The following is a 15,445-nucleotide window of genomic DNA, read 5'->3' on the forward strand; positions in this document are numbered from 1 at the left end:
CCGGGGCACCGGCTTGAGCTCTATTGCCCCCAACCTGAGTGGCGATGCGGCGGTTGGACGAAGATGCGATCTTCGCTCCATCCGGCGCATCAGTCTTTCTTCCTGCTGATGAAGAAGAAAATCGTGACGATGACGACGGACAAGAGCAGGAAGACCGTCGACAGCGCATTGACTTCGGGTGTGACGCCGCGGCGCAGCTGGCCGAGCATGTAGGTCGGCAGCGTGTCCTGGCCGCCGGACTTGACGAATTCGGTGATCACCACATCGTCGAGCGAGGTGACGAAGGCCAGCATCAGGCCGGCGAGGATGCCGGGCCAGAGCAGCGGTAGCGTCACGCGCCGGAAGGCCCGCCAGGGCGTGGCATAGAGGTCGGCGGCGGCGCGCTCCAAGGTGAGGTCCATGCCTTCCAGGCGCGCGCGGATCGGCAGATAGGCGAAGGGCACGCAGAAGGCGGTGTGGGCGGCGATCAGATAGGCCAGGCCGTCATAGCCAGTGACGATCTTGATGCGGGAAAAGAAGATCAGCAGCGCCACGCCGGTGACGATCTCGGGCACCATCAGCGGCTGGTTGATGGCCGAATAGGTGAAGGTGAGGCCCGGATAGGCTTCGGTGCGCGTGGTCGCCAGCGCCGCCATGGTGGCGCAGACGGTGGAGAGCACCGCGGCGATGGTGGCGATCTGGAAGGAGCGCAGGGTGGCATCGACCACCTGGTCGTTGTTCCAGGCGGCCACGAACCATTTCAGCGAGAAGCCGCCCCAGGTGGAGACCGACGTCGCCTCATTGAAGGCATAGATCACCATCACCACGATCGGCAGATAGAGCAGCACGAAGCAGAGCAGAGCGATGGTGGTGAAGCCAGGTTGGCGACGGATGGAGAAGGGCTCAGCCATGTTTCACCCCCGAGCCGCCGGTGTTGCGCACATAGACCAGCAGCGCCACCATCACGATCGCCATCACCGTGATGGAGAGCGAAGCGCCCAGCGGCCAGTTGCGGCCCTGGCCGAACTGCAGCTCGATCAGGTTGGACAGCATCATGTTTTTGCCGCCGCCGAGCAGGTTCGGCGTGACATAGGCGCCGAGCGCGGGAATGAACACCAGGATGGAGCCGGCGACGATGCCGGGCTTGGTCAGCGGGATGATGATGCGGCGGAGCACCTGGAAGCGGCTGGCATAGAGATCATAGCCGGCCTCGACCAGGCGGAAGTCGAACTTCTCCATGCTGGCATAGATCGGCAGCACCATCAGCGGCAGGTAGACATAGGCCATGCCGGCCAGGATGGCGGTATCGGTATAGAGGATCTGCAGCGGCGCCGAGATCACGCCGAGCTTGATCAGCACCATGTTGAACAGGCCTTCGTTCCGGATGATCTGCAGCATGGCGAAAGTGCGGATCAGAAGGTTGGTCCAGAACGGGATGGTGATCAGGAACAGCCAGAGGTCGCGCCGGTGGGCCGGTCGCGTCGAGATGAAGTAGGCGGTGGGAAAACCGAGCGCCAAGGTCACCACGGTGGTCATCAGCGCCAGCTTCACCGAGCGCCAGAAGATGGTGAGATGGGCGCTGGCCAGCGACAGGGTGTCGTCGAACATGTCGCGTTCGAAGAGGACCGAGGTCCAGCCTTCGGTGGAGAATTGCCACTTCACGTCGCCATAGGGTCCCGGCACCAGGAAGGAATAGACCAGCACGATCAGGAGCGGGCCGGTGGCGGCGACTAGGATCACGAAGAGGGCGGGCGCGGAGAGCAGCCAGCGGTTGCGGGTTTCGTTGCGGCGGGCCTTGGCGGCGATTTCGGCAGCGTCCGTCATCAGTCCCTCAACACCCGGGCTGTGCCTTCGGCAAAGGTGACGCCGGCGCGCTGGCCAGGCTCGAAGGCCTGTCCTGGGCTGGTCACCGCTCCAGCCCCGGTATTCTGCCGGCGCACGGTGAAGCGGGGCCCGTGATCGAGCCGCAGATGGAAATGCGTATCGGTGCCGAGATAGACGACATTCTCCACCGTCCCGGCCAGGAGGGCGCCTTCGGCGGCGGTGAGCTGGGCATGTTCGGGGCGCACCACCAGCCAGGTCTTGTCGGCGGGCTGGTGCCCGTCACTGAGGCCGGCCGTGATTTCGCGGCCCGAGGGCAGCTTGACGCGGGCCTGGGCGCCGTTGCGGCCGAGGAAATCGGTCTCGATGAAATTGGTCTCGCCGATGAACTCGGCGACGAAGCGCTCGGCCGGCGTGTCGTAGATCTCGCGCGGGCCGCCCACCTGTAGGATCCGTCCGGCGGACATCACCGCGATGCGGTCCGACATGGCCAGGGCTTCCTCCTGGTCATGGGTGACGAAGATGAAGGTGATGCCGGTCTCGTGCTGCAGGCGCTTCAATTCGAGCTGCATTTCCTTGCGCAGCTTGTAGTCGAGGGCTGAGAGCGGCTCGTCGAGCAGCAGCACCTTGGGCTGGGGCGCCAGGGCGCGGGCAAGCGCCACGCGCTGCTGCTGGCCGCCCGAGATCTGGCTGGTCTTGCGATCGGCCAAGTGCTCCATGCGCACCAGGCGGAGCATCTCGGCGACCCGCGTGCCGATCTCGGCCTTGGGCTTGCCCAGCATTTCCAGGCCGAAGCCGATATTCTCGGCTACCGACATGTGCGGGAAGAGGGCATAGCTCTGGAACACCGTGTTGACCGGCCGCTTGAAGGGCGGCAGGCCCGCAATGTCCTCGCCATAGAGCAGGATCTGCCCGGAGGTGGGGAAATCGAACCCGGCGATCAGGCGCAGCAGCGTGGTCTTGCCGCAGCCCGACGGCCCGAGCAGGGTGAAGAATTCATTCTGGCGAATGGATACGCTGACCGTATCCAGAGCGACGAAGGCATGGTCGCCAGCGCCGAAAACCTTCCGCACATCGCGAACTTCGATTGAATTGACAACCGTTCCGTCCGGCACGCACAACCCCTCATCTGCCTTGGCTCACGGCCAGGCTCGTCTCGGTTCATTTTTCTTGGCTTTCGATAATGTGATCACAATATCCGACGGTTTGCAACGGGCCGGTGTGCAGGATTTTCAGGCAACCCCTGCGGCTGAAGGCAGCGATCATGCGGCATTTTCGACCGCTCCCCTACGCAAAAGCGGGGCGGACTGCTAAGGCAGACGCAGAAAAACGGGATTTTCAGGCGCATGAAAAAAGTTGACGGTCGGGCCGAAGGCAGGGCTGGCGAAGCATCGCCGCGCTTCATTCTGGCCTCCAAATCCGCCATTCGCGGCGAGATGCTGCGTGCCGCCGGGCTGGCGATCGAGGCGATCCCGGCAGCGATCGACGAGCGCGGCTTCGAACGCCGATGGCAGGCGGACAATCTGGCCCCCGACCGGGTTGCCGAAGCGCTTGCCCGCGAGAAAGCCCTTGCCGTTTCCCGCGAGGCGCCGGGCGCGGTGGTGATCGGCGCCGATCAGACCATGGCCTTGGGCGAGCAGCGCTTTTCCAAGGTGGCGACCTTGGCGCAGGCTCGCGACAAGCTCCTTGTCCTGCGTGGACGGCGCCACGAACTCCACTCCGCCTATGCCGTGGCCCGGGACGGCGACGTCATCGCGAGCGGCGTTGCCAGCGCCCGCCTGACCATGCGCGATTTCTCCGATGCCTTCCTCGACGACTACCTTGCCCGCGCGGGCGAGGCCATCCTGGGCAGTGTCGGCTGCTACCAGCTCGAAGGGCTGGGCGTGACCCTGTTCGAGGCGATCGAGGGTGATTATTTCACCATTCTCGGCCTTCCCTTGCTGCCTTTGCTCGCCGCGCTGCGCGAGCATGGCCTTGCGACCGCCTGAGCCTTTACAGGACCTGCCATGAAACGTGCCTTCGTCGTCGGCTACCCCATCTCCCATTCGCGCTCGCCCCTGATTCACGGCTTCTGGCTGAAGGAACTCGGTATTCAGGGCAGCTATGAGCGCATCGCCGTCGAGCCTGCCGCGTTCGACACCTTTGTCAGGACCCTGGCCGAGCAGGGTTTCGTCGGTGGCAACGTCACCGTGCCGCATAAGGAGGCGGCCTTCCGCCTCGCCAGCGTGGACGATCCTGTCGCGCGCGATCTTGAAGCCGTCAACACGCTTTGGTTCGAAGGCAGCCAGCTCAAAGGCATGAATACCGATGTCGCCGGCTTCCTCGCCAATCTCGACCAGGAAGCCCCGGGCTGGAGCGCCGGGATGAAGCAGGCCGTCGTATTGGGGGCCGGAGGTGCTTCCCGAGCCATTCTCTATGGGCTCCTGCAGCGCGGCGCCGAGCGGATCCTGCTGATCAACCGCACGCTGGAACGCGCCGAAGCTCTCGCCCGTCATTTCGGCACGAAGGTCACGGCTTTGGCCTGGGACCAGGTCGAGACCGCCCTTGAAGAGGCCGATCTCCTGGTCAACACCACATCGCTCGGCATGAAGGGCCAGCCGCCGCTCGATCTCGACCTCTCGCGCCTGCCGAAATCGACGTTGGTGACCGATATCGTCTATGTGCCGCTGGAGACACCGCTGCTCGCCGCGGCCCGGCAGCTCGGCCTTGCCACGGTGGATGGGCTCGGCATGCTCCTGCACCAGGCCGTTCCCGGTTTCGAGCGCTGGTTCGGCGCCCGGCCCGAGGTGACGCCGCGATTGCGGGCGCTGGTGCTGGCGGACATCGAGGCGAAAGCGTAGGATTTCAGGGCTTGGGATTTGTAAGCCTAAGATTTCTTGACGATCCCTGCTGGCGTGCCGGTGTGATCACGATACGAATGGGGGCGCATGCTCCCTGGAGGCGATGATGACCTTCATCCTTGGCCTGACCGGTTCGATCGGCATGGGCAAGTCGGCGACGGCGGCGATGTTCCGCGCGCGGGGCGTACCGGTGCACGACGCTGATGCCACGGTTCATCGTCTCTATGCCGGGCCGGCCGTGGAGGCGGTGGAGGCAGCCTTTCCGGGGGTGTCCGTGGATGGGGTGATCGATCGCGCCAAGCTCGGCCGGCAGGTATTCGGCAATGCCGAGGCGATGCGCACTCTCGAAACGATCGTGCATCCGCTCGTGCATGCTGCCGAACAGGATTTCCTGGCCGCTGCCCGCGCCAAGGGGGCGAACCTTGCCGTGCTCGACATCCCCCTGCTCTACGAGACCGGTGGCGAACGGCGCTGCCGGGCTGTGGCGGTGGTCTCGGCGCCCGCCCGCATCCAGCGCGAGCGCGTGATGGCGCGTCCCGGCATGGACGAGGAACGCTTCGCCGTGATCCTGGCCCGCCAGGTTCCGGATGTGGAAAAGCGCCGCCGCGCCCATTTCATCATCGATTCGAGCAAGGGTCTCGACTTTGCCCAGAGTCAGGTGGATGCCATAATCACGGCCCTGTCCTCCACCGCCTGAGTCGGAAGCGGTGAGGTGAAAAATGGTCATCTGCAGCGTCGCTTCGCTTGCCAAGACGAAAGACTTGGCTACGCTCTCTCCTCCCATTTGACTATTTTTGACCTCATCAAATTCCAAACCATAGCTGACGACGGACCCTAAATGCGCGAGATCATCCTCGATACCGAAACCACCGGCCTCGATCCCAATGAAGGGCATCGGCTGGTCGAGATCGGCTGTGTCGAGATGATCGACCGCAATCCCACCGGTGCCACCTGGCACAAATATTTCAATCCCGAGCGCGACATGCCGGTGGAAGCCTTCAACGTGCATGGGCTCTCGGCCGAGTTCCTGTCCGACAAGCCGCTCTTTGCCGAACTTGCCCAGGAATTCGTCGATTTCGTCGGTGACGCCCATCTCGTCATCCACAATGCCGGCTTCGACATGCGATTCCTCAATGCGGAGCTGAAACGGGTCAACCTCGCGGCCCTGGCGATGGACCGGGTCGTCGATACCCTGGCCATGGCACGGCGCAAGCATCCCGGCGCGCGTGCCTCGCTCGACGAACTCTGCCAGCGTTACGGCATCGACAATTCCAAGCGCGTCAAGCATGGCGCCTTGCTCGACGCCGAGATCCTGGCCGAGGTCTATATCGAGCTGACCGGCGGACGCCAGACGGCGCTCAGCCTGGCTTCAGCCTCCGCCGCCATCGTCGCCCGCGCTGGGGGCGGCACGGTCGGGCCCCGCCCCAAGGCGTTGCCGTCGCGCATCCGGCCCGAAGAACTGGCCGCCCACGAAGCCTTCATCGCCGGCCTGGGCGAGAACGCCCTGTGGAAGAAATATGCACCGTGACGGGGCCGTTGGAATAACGGTCTGACAGCCGGCCTGTCTCATGCCGGGCGCAGGCGCCTGAAAAGACGGCCGTCTATCGCCATCAAAGCCAGGCCGATCAAGACCATCCCGGCGAAATGCTTCGGATCGAGCCTTTCTCCGAGCACGAACCCTCCGAGCAGGATAGCGCTGATCGGGATGAGAAAGGTCACCAGGGCCAGATTGGTGGCACCTGCCGTGGTCAGGATCCGGAAATAGAGGACATAGGCGAGCGCCGTCGACATGGCGGCCAGGCCGAAGATTGCCGCCCAGACCGGCAGACTTGGCATGGCCAGCGTCCAGGGCCGGTCGACGATGATCGCAGCCGGTGCCAGCATCAGGGCGGAAGCCGTGACCTGCCCGGTGGCGGTAACCATCGGCGGCACGCCGAGGATCCGGAAGCGGCGGCCGAAAATGGCAGCAAGCGCATAGGAGATCGCGGCGCCGAGCACAGCAAGCTGCGCAGCAAGCTGTGCGCCGAGGCCGGCGAGGGCTTGCGGGCCGACCATCACGGCCACGCCGGCGAGCCCGATCAGTACCCCGGCAAGGCGATTGCCGGTCATGCGCTCCTCCGCTGTGAGGAAATGGGCGGCGATCACCGTCCATAGCGGCGTCGTGGCATTGAGGATGGCGGCAAGGCCCGAGGCGATCTCCGTCTGGCCCCAGACGATCAGGCAGAAGGGTGTGACGTTGTTGAGCAGGCCCATGCCGAAAAAGGCAGCCCAAAGACGCGGCTCGCGCGGCAGGGATTGGCCGTGGAACGACAGGACCACCAGCAGGATGAGCGCGGCGAGACCGACGCGCAGCAGGACGATGGTGAACGGCGGCAAGGCCTCGATCGCGATGCCGGTGAAGAAGAAGGATCCACCCCAGAGCAGCGAGAGGGCGAGCAGCAGGCCCCATTCGACGAGGCTCATCGGGCGATTGGGAGTGGCCGGTATCGACATCGTATTTGTCCGCAGAGCGAGCTTTCTCGAGATCTGCGGCACTGGCCGGATCGATGCCACCCGCTTCCTGCGGTCTCATGCCGACAGTACCGATGCTGGATCGAACATCGCGATCGTAGGTCTCAGCCGTCAATGGCAAACAGGGCGTAGCCCGAACCTTCGCGGCCACTGCGGCGGACGGCCAAGCGGCGGCCATCGGCGGACCATGCCGCTTCCGTGGCGAGCCTGGGTACGACCGCATCCATCAGGCGCTGGCCGGTCCGGATGTCCCAAACCTGCAGGATGCCGTCTGCCCCGACGGGGCGCAGGATCAGGGACAATCTGCGCCCATCCGGCGACAGCAGCAGCCAGTTGGTCGAGATCTGCCCGCCGGCGATGCCGAGATCGTGGCTGGATCTGCGGCCGTCGGCCTGTATGATTTCGATCGCGCCCTTGTCGGCGCGGACGACCGCGGTGGTGCCGTCGGGCGTGTTCACCGGCATGTCGCCGGAGCCGAATGCCCTGTTCCAATTCACCTGGCCTCGATCGATCTTTTCCCCTGCGATCGTCCATGCGCCGGTGAAAAGCCGGAACCGCTGATTGTCCGGGTCGAACTGGCCGAAGCCGGACCGGCTTGCAGGGATGTCGTCCAACGGCTTTTCCCAGCCGGCTTCGCCGCCCGCCAGGGCCATGAGCTTGAGGGTCGCCGCGACCTGTTCCTTGGCGGCAGGGGCAGCTGCCTTGCCCGGCTGCGGTATGGCCATCGCGGCATGGCGGCCGTTCCAGGCGAGCAGGATGGCACCGTTGAGCCGGCCTTCCTCGAAGCCGCCGAGTGGTGTGCGGTTGAGGACCGTGCCCGATTCGGCCGATACTTCAAGCAATATGTAGCGCTGGGGAATAGCGCCGGCGGCGGTGGCCGGCCGGGTTTCGGTCATCGCCAGGGCGAGGCGATCGCTATCGCCTTCGAAGGCCATGGCGGGATTGTTGAGGCTTTTGCCGTCGAACAGAGTCGGAAATTCATGGGCGGCGATGCAGCCGCTGCGGCGGAGCCAGACATCGATGAGGCCGCAGCTGCGCAGTTGCTGGCCGATGGCATAAATGCCGCCGCCAACGAGCATGGCCGCGGCAAGGCATCCGACGATCAGTCGCCGCGTTCCCAAGCCCATTCCTCCTGTGTCCGGTCCTGGCCTTGTCGAGGGGTGCCGGATGATCGATTTCCGATCATAGCGCCGCTTCGGGAATGGCGCTTGTTTCACAAGATACCGGGCGGCGCATCGGGTGCGCGCCGCCGGTCCTGTTCAGGAGAGTCGCGCAGTTCGCGACGATCAGGCCTGGCCGACGGTCGGCTGGCTCTGGGCGAGGCGGTTGCGATAGAGCGCCACAAAGTCGATCGGGTCGATCATCAGGGGCGGGAAGCCGCCATTGCGCGTGCAGTCGGCGATGATCTGGCGCGCAAAGGGGAAGAGCAGGCGCGGGCCTTCGATCATCACCATGGCGTGGATGTTGTCTTCGGGGATGCCGGCAAGACGGATCACCGCGCCATAGAGCAGCTCGAACTTGAACAGGGTGTTGGCGCCTTCGCCGGCGCCGCCTTCGATCGAAAGCTCGACTTCGTAGTCGGGGCCACCGAGCGGCTTGCCATTGACGTTGACGGTGAGCTGGATCTGCGGCGAGTTCTGCAGGTTGCCGAGCGAACGCGGTGCATTGGGGTTCTCGAAGGAGAGATCCTTGATGTATTGCGCCAGCACGTTGAGGGAGGGCTGGACTTCCTGCGCCTCTTCGGGGCCGTTCTGCTGTTCGTTCGCCATTTCGAGTTCCTTAGTGGGTGTGCAGCCCTTGGGCCGAAGGAAAAAGCGCTCCGGAGCGTCTTGTGGTCCGGCAAGGCCGCCGAACCTGGCAACGACGCGTCAGAACAAAGGGCTAGGGCAAGGCGCGTTCCAGCTTGGAGACACCATACTCTAGGAATCACAATCCAGCGGCAGTCCGATCATGACAGGCCGCTGAGCCAGCGCGCGGGTACCACGCCAGGGCCGTGGCGACAAGGGGAGCTTGAACTTCCGCTCCTGCGAGCGCTCGCCGCGCCTTGCCAATTTTCAGGCTATGACTGGCGCAGGGCGTCGTCGATCTCGGCCTTGGTCGGGATGGAGGACTGGGCACCGGGCCGGGTGCAGGCCAGCGAGCCGCTGGCGGCGCCGCGAGCCAGGGCAGCGTCGAAACCGAGGCCCTGGTCGAGGGCAGCAGCATAGGCGCCGGTGAAACTGTCGCCGGCGGCGGTGGTGTCGACCGGCGTCACCTTGAGGGCCGGTGCGGTGTGGCGTGTGCCCTTGCTCCAGCCGACCACGCCTTCGGCGCCCAGCGTCACGATGCCGGCGCAGCCGAAGCGCTCGCTGATCACACGGGCGGCTTCGACAGGATCGGTCGCCTCGATACCGGCAGCTTTGGCCACTACCAGGGCCTCATGCTCGTTGACGACGAGATCGTCGACGAGGCGCAGGACCTCTTCGGGGAGCGGGCCGGCGGGCGCCACGTTGAAGACGACGCGGGCACCGCGCGATTTGGCATGCTTGATGGCGGCGAAATTTTCGGAATCGCGGATCTCGCGCTGCAGCAGCACGATATCGCCCTCAGCGAGGTCGAACGTCTCGAGCTGCGCGGCGCGCGTGGCCTGGTTGGCGCCGGACGCGACGACGATGGCGTTCTCGGCCTTCTCGTCCACCGTGATCAGGGCGACGCAGGTCGGCTTGTCGACCGGCAGCACCGGCGCGACATCGACGCCCGCTTCCCGCATCACCGACAGGGCGAGATCGGCGAAGCCGTCATTGCCGCGCGAGCCGATGATGGCGGTCTTCGAGCCGGCGCGTGCCGCCGACACCGCCTGATTGGCGCCCTTGCCGCCCGGCACCATGAAATAACCTTCGCACAGCACGGTCTCGCCAGGGTGGGGAATATGGCTGACATTGGTGACCAGGTCCACGCCAAGCGAACCGAACACGACGATCATAGGGCGGTTTCCTCGATTGTTTTGGAAAGCATAACGGGAAAGGCGAGGCGCGCAACTCGGCCTCTCCAGAGCAAAATGCGTTCATGACTGAACGCTTGTTTGCTCAAACTCTTTGGCTCGACGCGCCTTTGCGATTCTCGGTGGCTTCGTCAAATCGCAAAAACACTATTGGGACAGGTTCAGGCCGTGCGCTCGCCGTTGAGCGCCCGGATGGCGGCCGTGAGGGCAGCCGCGCGCTCGCCGACTTCGGTGGCGCTGCGCCCGGCAGCATAGAGGTCCGAACCCACGCCGAAGCCGTCGACGCCGACGGCGAGATAGGGCGGAATGGTCTGGGGCGAGACGCCGCCGACCACCAGCACCTTGGTGCTGCGTGGCAGCACGGCGCGCATGGCCTTGACGGCGGCGGGCGATGCCATCTCGGCCGGGAACAGCTTCAGCGCATCGGCCCCGGCTTCCAGCGCGGCGAAGGCTTCGGTCGGGGTGAAAAAGCCCGGCAGGGAGAGGAGGCCGCGCGCCTTGCTGGCCCGGATCACCTCGACATTGGTGTTGGGCGAGACGATTACCGTACCGCCGGCCTCGGCGACGCCGGCGACGTCGTCGACGGTCAGCACGGTGCCGGCGCCGACCAAGGCACGTCCGGCGAGGCCGCGGGCGAGCAGGCCGATGGAGCGAAGAGGATCGGGCGAGTTGAGCGGCACTTCCAGGATGCGGATGCCGGCCGCGACGATCGCCTCGGCGATGGCTTCCACCTCGTCCGGTTTGACCCCACGCAGGATGGCGACCAGCGGCATCTCGGCCAGGGCAGAGGCGAGGGTGAGGCTCATGGTTGTGTCCTTGTTGTCGGTTCGAGGGGCCGGATGTCAGCGAGCCGCGGCGAGGGTGGAAAGACCATCGAGGAAAGCCCGTTCCGGCGCGATGATCTCGATGGCGCTGCCGCGGGCCCTCAACGCCGAAACATAGCGTTTGGCCAGCACGCCGTCCGCGACCAGCGTAACGAGATGGTCGGCGCCGTAGCGCTTGAAGGCGCCCTCGATCTCGGCATTGATCAGCAGGCCGGAGAGATAGGGGCCGACCTTTTCGCCGCTCATCTCACCGGCGAGCACGCGGGTGCGGGCTTGGAACAGGCGGTTCAGCAGGCCGCGTTCGTCGGTGGCCGCTTCCAGCCCGTCGTCGAAGCCGGTGAGATCCTCGGGCTCGGCGGCCAGGCGGGCGAGCAGGCTATGCTGGCGGTAGAGGGCGTAGGTCTCACCCGTCATGAAGGTGGCAAAACCGGTGATGACGCCGTCCTCGACCCTTGCCCATTTGGAATGGGTGCCGGGCAGGCAGACCAGGCCATTGCGGACATCGGTGCCGAAGATCAGGGTTTCCTCGCCACGCATGACGTCGGGGCCGGTTTCATCGTGTGCGATCACACCGGGAACGATCGAAATCCGCTCGTCGATGTGCAGCAGCGCCTCTGCAAGGCTCTTGGGCGAAGCGGGGCAGGGCGCATAGGCGGCCTCAGCCCAGCCATTGCGGGCACCGACCATGCCGGCCATCAGTACCGGCGCATCGGGGCTGGCCTTCATCCAGGCGCCGCAATGGCGCTCCAGCACGGCCGCGAAACCACCGGCCGGGACTGTCGACATGCCGTCCTCGGCCGAGACCCGGTCGAGCACCTTGCCGGCACTATCGAGGCGATAGGCCCGGAAACGGCTGGTGCCCCAGTCCACGGCGATGAGTTCGGAAGTCATGCTGGTCCAATCCGGTTGGTGTTGGGTTCGACGCGCCTACATGCGCGCCCGTCCGCCGCCGCGCAAGCGCCATGGCGAGCATCGAGCCTTTATCGGTGCCGAGGATCGAGGCGCTCGATCCTCGCTGAATACGAAGGCTGGCTCAATACCAGCCACCATCCACGATGATCTGCTGGTTGGTCATGCCCGAGGATTGCTCCGAGGCGAGGAAAAGCACGGCCTTGGCGATATCGTCGGGCACGAGCTTGCGCTTGAGCACCTGGTTGCGTGCGATCGCTTCCTCGCCCGCCTTGTCGACCCAGAGCGCGAGCTGGCGCTCCGTCATGATCCAGCCGGGAATGACGCAGTTGACGCGGATATTGTCCTTGCCGAATTCGCGGGCCAGCACGCGGGTCAGGCCGTAGGCGGCCGATTTGGCGGTGGCGTAGGCGCTCAGATCCTCCGAGCCCATCAGCCAGGAGCCGGAACCAAGATTGACGATGGCGCCGCCGCCGGCGGCGATCATGTCGGGGATGGCGGCCTGGGCGGCGAAGAAGGCGTGCTTGAGGTTGACGGCGATCCGGTCGTCGAAATAGTCGGGCGTCACCTCGAAGAATTTGTGACGCTGGTCATGGGCGGCATTGTTGACCAGCACGGTGACAGGCCCGAGCTTGGCGCTGATGTCGGCGATGGCGTCCTTCAGGGCCTCGATGTCGGTGATATCCGCCTTCTTGAACAGGACGGTGGCGCCGCTCTGGTTGAGTTCGTCCGCCAGGGCCTGCGACGGTTTTTCGGCGATGTCGACGAAGCCGACCTTGGCGCCCTGATGGGCGAACAGCCTGACGGTGGCGGCGCCGATGCCCTGCCCGCCGCCGGTGATGACGACGGTGCGGCCTTTCAGATCTGGATAAATGGCGTTCGCCATCCCTGGGACTCCCTGATGCTTCTCGGTCTGAACGTGGATTCGTCCTACATATTGCGCGGTTCGGGTGCGCCGTCCAGCGTGTGTCGAGTGGGATGGCTCGACTTGTCGCCGGAAACCCGCGAGGCGGATGGCGGTCATGCGCCGGGGGCGCTGACAAAGGCGTTTGGAACGGCTAAGTAGGGGCAACATGATTGATCTGCAGCCCCGACCCACCTTGGGCGGGCGCCGTGCTTTTAAAGGTATCCCATGAACTGGATCGCCAACGTCGTTCCGCCGCGTATCAAGGACTTCTTTTCGCGCCGCGACACGCCCGAGAATCTCTGGATCAAGGATCCGGAGACGGGGCAGATGGTCTTTCACAAGGACCTGGAGCAGAACAACTACGTCATCCCGGCCTCGAACTATCACATGCGCATGACGGCGACGCAGCGCCTCAAGCTGATGTTCGATGACGGCAAATGGGAAGACATCGCGCTTCCCGAGGTCGTGCCGGACCCGCTCAAGTTCAAGGACGAGAAGCGCTATGTCGACCGGCTGAAGGATGCCCGTACCAAGACCGCCATGACGGATGCGGTCAAGCTCGGTGCCGGCACGGTCGATGGCGTGTCGGCGGTGATTGCCGTGCAGGATTTCGACTTCATGGGCGGCTCGCTCGGCATGGCGGCCGGCGAGGCGGTGGTCAAGGGCCTGCTCACGGCGGCCGATCGCGGCGTACCCTTCGTGGTGTTCGCGTGCGGCGGCGGGATGCGCATGCAGGAAGGCATCCTGTCCCTGATGCAGATGGCGCGTACCACGGTGGCGATCCAGCGTTTCCGGGAAACCAGGAAGCCCTATATCGTGGTGCTGACCAACCCGACCACCGGCGGCATCACTGCGTCCTATGCGATGCTTGGCGACGTGCAGCTGGCCGAGCCGGGAGCCCTGATCGGCTTTGCAGGTCCGCGCGTCATCGAGCAGACCATCCGCGAGAAACTGCCCGAGGGCTTCCAGCGCTCCGAATATCTGCAGGAGCATGGCATGGTCGACATGGTCGTTCACCGCAACGAGATGAAGGCCACCGTCGCGCGCATCTGCCGACTGCTGACCAAGACCCCGCCCAAGGAGATCCCGGCGGAAGCCGCCTGAGACAAAGGGCTGTAATCCGCCGCTGCCACGTCGGCAGCGCCCATTTCGATCGTCGCGGCGTGGAGGCTCATTCGAGACGGTTCGGGCAAGCCATCTCTCCGCGGGACGAGTTCATCAGGCTGCCTACCAAAGGGCGGCTCCGGAACGGGCTGGAGCGCAAATGCCAAAGCCGACGCGGCTTGGATGTGCCCCGTTCAACCCTGTAGTTCATTCCTCGATTCTTCGGTTCTCACACCCATGACGCAGTCCGACGCCTATCTCTCCCGCTTCATGGCGCTGCATCCGAAAAAGATCGACCTCTCGCTCGACCGGATCGAGAGGCTGCTGGCCAAGCTCGGCCATCCCGAGCGGCAGGTGCCGCCGGTGATCCATGTCGCCGGCACCAATGGCAAAGGCTCGACCATCGCCTTCCTGCGCGCGGCGCTGGAAGCCGCCGGCTATGGCGTGCACGTCTATACCTCGCCCCATCTCGTACATTTCCACGAGCGTATCCGGTTGGCCGGGTCCAGGGGCAGCGCTGGCGCCCTGGTGAGCGAAGACATGCTGATCGAGGCCTTCGAGGCCTGCGAGCAGGCCAATGACGGCGCGCCGATCACCTTCTTCGAAATCACCACCGCCGCCGCCTTCAAGCTCTTCGCCGAGAATCCGGCCGACGTCCTCTTGCTGGAGGTGGGGCTCGGCGGACGCATGGACACCACCAACGTCATCGACAAGCCGCTTCTCAGCGTGATCACCTCGATCTCGCATGACCATGCCGATTTCCTCGGCACCGACATCGAGGGCATCGCCCGCGAGAAGGCCGGCATCCTCAAGCGCGGCGCACCCGGCGTGATCTATCCGCAGATCGACGCTGTCAGGGCCGTGATCGAAAGCGTGGCCGCGCGGGTCGGCGCACCACTGGTGATTGGCGGGCAGGATTTCGACGTGCATGAGGAGAATGGCCGCCTGGTCTATCAGGACGAGAGCGGCCTGCTCGATCTACCTTTGCCGCGCCTTGCCGGGCGACACCAGCACCGCAATGCCGGTCTTGCCATCGCCGCGCTGCGCAGCCAGACCCTGTTCACCGTCGAGGATGGCCATTTCGAGAAAGCGATGCAGGCAGTGGAATGGCCCGCCCGCCTGCAGCGCATCGCCCAGGGTGCCATACCGGCCCTGCTGCCACCGGGCTCCGAGATCTGGCTCGACGGCAGCCACAATGTCGATGGCGGCCGTGTGCTGGCCGAGGCCCTCGCCGAACTGGAGGAGCGCAATCCCCGGCCGCTGGTGCTGGTGACGGGCATGCTGACCACCAAGGATTCCGACGGGTTCCTGCACAATTTCGCCGGTCTCGCCCGTGAGGTGCATACGGTGCCGATCGAGCACAGTGCTGCAGCCCGCGCCCCCGAGGCCGTGGCCGAAGCGGCGCGCCAGGCCGGGCTCGCTGCCCGCGCCCATGGCAGTCTTCAGGCCGCGCTCGAGGCGATCGCCAGCGAAGCCTTTCCGGTGGCACCTCGCGTCGTGCTCACCGGCTCGCTCTATCTCGCCGGCGAGATCCTCGCCTTCAATGGCACGGCGCCGAAATAGGCCCCAG

The 15,445-nt window shown here is 65.2% G+C and carries 16 protein-coding genes; 6 read left to right on the plus strand and 10 right to left on the minus strand.

The window, feature by feature from the left end:
• Window positions 1-89: 89 nt before the first annotated feature.
• The 3 genes from ACTJKX_RS21185 to ACTJKX_RS21195 are packed head-to-tail and all read right to left on the minus strand — an operon-like array spanning window position 90 to window position 2,915.
• Window positions 90-890 carry an ABC transporter permease gene (locus ACTJKX_RS21185; protein ID WP_367623544.1) on the minus strand — a complete coding sequence of 267 codons (801 nt, stop codon included), beginning with the start codon at window positions 888-890 and terminating at the stop codon, window positions 90-92.
• Window positions 883-1,803 (minus strand): ABC transporter permease, encoded by a 921-nt coding sequence (locus ACTJKX_RS21190; RefSeq protein WP_440726408.1) that lies wholly within the window; start codon window positions 1,801-1,803, stop codon window positions 883-885. Before ACTJKX_RS21190 ends, ACTJKX_RS21185 begins: the two co-directional genes overlap by 8 nt.
• On the minus strand, window positions 1,803-2,915 hold the full coding sequence (locus ACTJKX_RS21195; protein WP_394310738.1) for an ABC transporter ATP-binding protein: 1,113 nt from the start codon (window positions 2,913-2,915) through the stop codon (window positions 1,803-1,805). Before ACTJKX_RS21195 ends, ACTJKX_RS21190 begins: the two co-directional genes overlap by 1 nt.
• 231 nt (window positions 2,916-3,146) lie before the next feature.
• Here ACTJKX_RS21195 and ACTJKX_RS21200 point away from each other — a divergent pair, with 231 nt between their 5' ends.
• From ACTJKX_RS21200 to dnaQ, 4 genes are all read left to right on the plus strand, one after another.
• Complete coding sequence (locus tag ACTJKX_RS21200) at window positions 3,147-3,788, plus strand: Maf family protein (RefSeq protein ID WP_440726409.1); 642 nt, start codon at window positions 3,147-3,149, stop codon at window positions 3,786-3,788.
• 18 nt (window positions 3,789-3,806) lie between these two features.
• The gene (locus tag ACTJKX_RS21205; RefSeq protein WP_440726410.1) at window positions 3,807-4,640 is read left to right on the plus strand and encodes a shikimate dehydrogenase; all 834 of its coding nucleotides are present in this window, start codon (window positions 3,807-3,809) and stop codon (window positions 4,638-4,640) included.
• A gap of 106 nt (window positions 4,641-4,746) precedes the next feature.
• Complete coding sequence (coaE, locus tag ACTJKX_RS21210; RefSeq protein ID WP_415081883.1) at window positions 4,747-5,337, plus strand: dephospho-CoA kinase; 591 nt, start codon at window positions 4,747-4,749, stop codon at window positions 5,335-5,337.
• 141 nt (window positions 5,338-5,478) lie between these two features.
• Complete coding sequence (dnaQ, locus tag ACTJKX_RS21215; RefSeq protein WP_440726411.1) at window positions 5,479-6,168, plus strand: DNA polymerase III subunit epsilon; 690 nt, start codon at window positions 5,479-5,481, stop codon at window positions 6,166-6,168.
• A gap of 38 nt (window positions 6,169-6,206) precedes the next feature.
• Here the strand turns inward: dnaQ and ACTJKX_RS21220 are convergent, their stop codons facing one another.
• The 7 genes from ACTJKX_RS21220 to ACTJKX_RS21250 form a co-directional block, all read right to left on the minus strand.
• Window positions 6,207-7,133, minus strand: a complete 927-nt coding sequence (locus ACTJKX_RS21220) for a DMT family transporter (protein ID WP_440726412.1) — start codon at window positions 7,131-7,133, stop codon at window positions 6,207-6,209.
• Between the two features lie 122 nt (window positions 7,134-7,255).
• Window positions 7,256-8,272, minus strand: coding sequence for a hypothetical protein (locus ACTJKX_RS21225; RefSeq protein ID WP_440726413.1), 1,017 nt, complete (start codon window positions 8,270-8,272; stop codon window positions 7,256-7,258).
• Window positions 8,273-8,437: 165 nt separating this feature from the next.
• The gene (gene secB / locus ACTJKX_RS21230) at window positions 8,438-8,920 is read right to left on the minus strand and encodes a protein-export chaperone SecB (RefSeq protein ID WP_068283502.1); all 483 of its coding nucleotides are present in this window, start codon (window positions 8,918-8,920) and stop codon (window positions 8,438-8,440) included.
• Window positions 8,921-9,210: 290 nt separating this feature from the next.
• Window positions 9,211-10,113, minus strand: a complete 903-nt coding sequence (locus ACTJKX_RS21235) for a ribokinase (protein WP_311934078.1) — start codon at window positions 10,111-10,113, stop codon at window positions 9,211-9,213.
• A 179-nt stretch (window positions 10,114-10,292) separates the two neighbouring features.
• Complete coding sequence (locus tag ACTJKX_RS21240) at window positions 10,293-10,937, minus strand: 2-dehydro-3-deoxy-6-phosphogalactonate aldolase (RefSeq protein ID WP_440726414.1); 645 nt, start codon at window positions 10,935-10,937, stop codon at window positions 10,293-10,295.
• A 36-nt stretch (window positions 10,938-10,973) separates the two neighbouring features.
• Entirely contained in the window at window positions 10,974-11,846 is an 873-nt protein-coding gene (locus tag ACTJKX_RS21245; protein WP_394310726.1) for a 2-dehydro-3-deoxygalactonokinase, read from the minus strand.
• 142 nt (window positions 11,847-11,988) lie between these two features.
• Window positions 11,989-12,750 carry an SDR family NAD(P)-dependent oxidoreductase gene (locus tag ACTJKX_RS21250; RefSeq protein WP_440726415.1) on the minus strand — a complete coding sequence of 254 codons (762 nt, stop codon included), beginning with the start codon at window positions 12,748-12,750 and terminating at the stop codon, window positions 11,989-11,991.
• Between the two features lie 246 nt (window positions 12,751-12,996).
• On the opposite strand from ACTJKX_RS21250, the gene accD reads away from it, so the two are divergent.
• Both accD and ACTJKX_RS21260 read left to right on the plus strand, forming a co-directional pair.
• Complete coding sequence (gene accD / locus ACTJKX_RS21255) at window positions 12,997-13,875, plus strand: acetyl-CoA carboxylase, carboxyltransferase subunit beta (protein ID WP_068283517.1); 879 nt, start codon at window positions 12,997-12,999, stop codon at window positions 13,873-13,875.
• 237 nt (window positions 13,876-14,112) lie between these two features.
• On the plus strand, window positions 14,113-15,438 hold the full coding sequence (locus ACTJKX_RS21260) for a bifunctional folylpolyglutamate synthase/dihydrofolate synthase (protein ID WP_440726416.1): 1,326 nt from the start codon (window positions 14,113-14,115) through the stop codon (window positions 15,436-15,438).
• The last annotated feature ends 7 nt before the right edge of the window (window positions 15,439-15,445 follow it).

This window comes from Labrys sp. 22185, assembly GCF_052045555.1.
Taxonomy (GTDB): Bacteria; Pseudomonadota; Alphaproteobacteria; order Rhizobiales; family Labraceae; genus Labrys; species Labrys neptuniae.

Coding starts and splice junctions, on each gene's coding strand:
- ACTJKX_RS21185 (WP_367623544.1), bottom strand. CDS start 890: ATGGCTGAGCCCTTCTCCATCCGTCGCCAACCTGGCTTCACCACCATC.
- ACTJKX_RS21190 (WP_440726408.1), bottom strand. CDS start 1,803: ATGACGGACGCTGCCGAAATCGCCGCCAAGGCCCGCCGCAACGAAACC.
- ACTJKX_RS21200 (WP_440726409.1), top strand. CDS start 3,147: ATGAAAAAAGTTGACGGTCGGGCCGAAGGCAGGGCTGGCGAAGCATCG.
- ACTJKX_RS21205 (WP_440726410.1), top strand. CDS start 3,807: ATGAAACGTGCCTTCGTCGTCGGCTACCCCATCTCCCATTCGCGCTCG.
- coaE (WP_415081883.1), top strand. CDS start 4,747: ATGACCTTCATCCTTGGCCTGACCGGTTCGATCGGCATGGGCAAGTCG.
- dnaQ (WP_440726411.1), top strand. CDS start 5,479: ATGCGCGAGATCATCCTCGATACCGAAACCACCGGCCTCGATCCCAAT.
- ACTJKX_RS21220 (WP_440726412.1), bottom strand. CDS start 7,133: ATGTCGATACCGGCCACTCCCAATCGCCCGATGAGCCTCGTCGAATGG.
- secB (WP_068283502.1), bottom strand. CDS start 8,920: ATGGCGAACGAACAGCAGAACGGCCCCGAAGAGGCGCAGGAAGTCCAG.
- ACTJKX_RS21235 (WP_311934078.1), bottom strand. CDS start 10,113: ATGATCGTCGTGTTCGGTTCGCTTGGCGTGGACCTGGTCACCAATGTC.
- ACTJKX_RS21240 (WP_440726414.1), bottom strand. CDS start 10,937: ATGAGCCTCACCCTCGCCTCTGCCCTGGCCGAGATGCCGCTGGTCGCC.
- ACTJKX_RS21245 (WP_394310726.1), bottom strand. CDS start 11,846: ATGACTTCCGAACTCATCGCCGTGGACTGGGGCACCAGCCGTTTCCGG.
- ACTJKX_RS21250 (WP_440726415.1), bottom strand. CDS start 12,750: ATGGCGAACGCCATTTATCCAGATCTGAAAGGCCGCACCGTCGTCATC.
- accD (WP_068283517.1), top strand. CDS start 12,997: ATGAACTGGATCGCCAACGTCGTTCCGCCGCGTATCAAGGACTTCTTT.
- ACTJKX_RS21260 (WP_440726416.1), top strand. CDS start 14,113: ATGACGCAGTCCGACGCCTATCTCTCCCGCTTCATGGCGCTGCATCCG.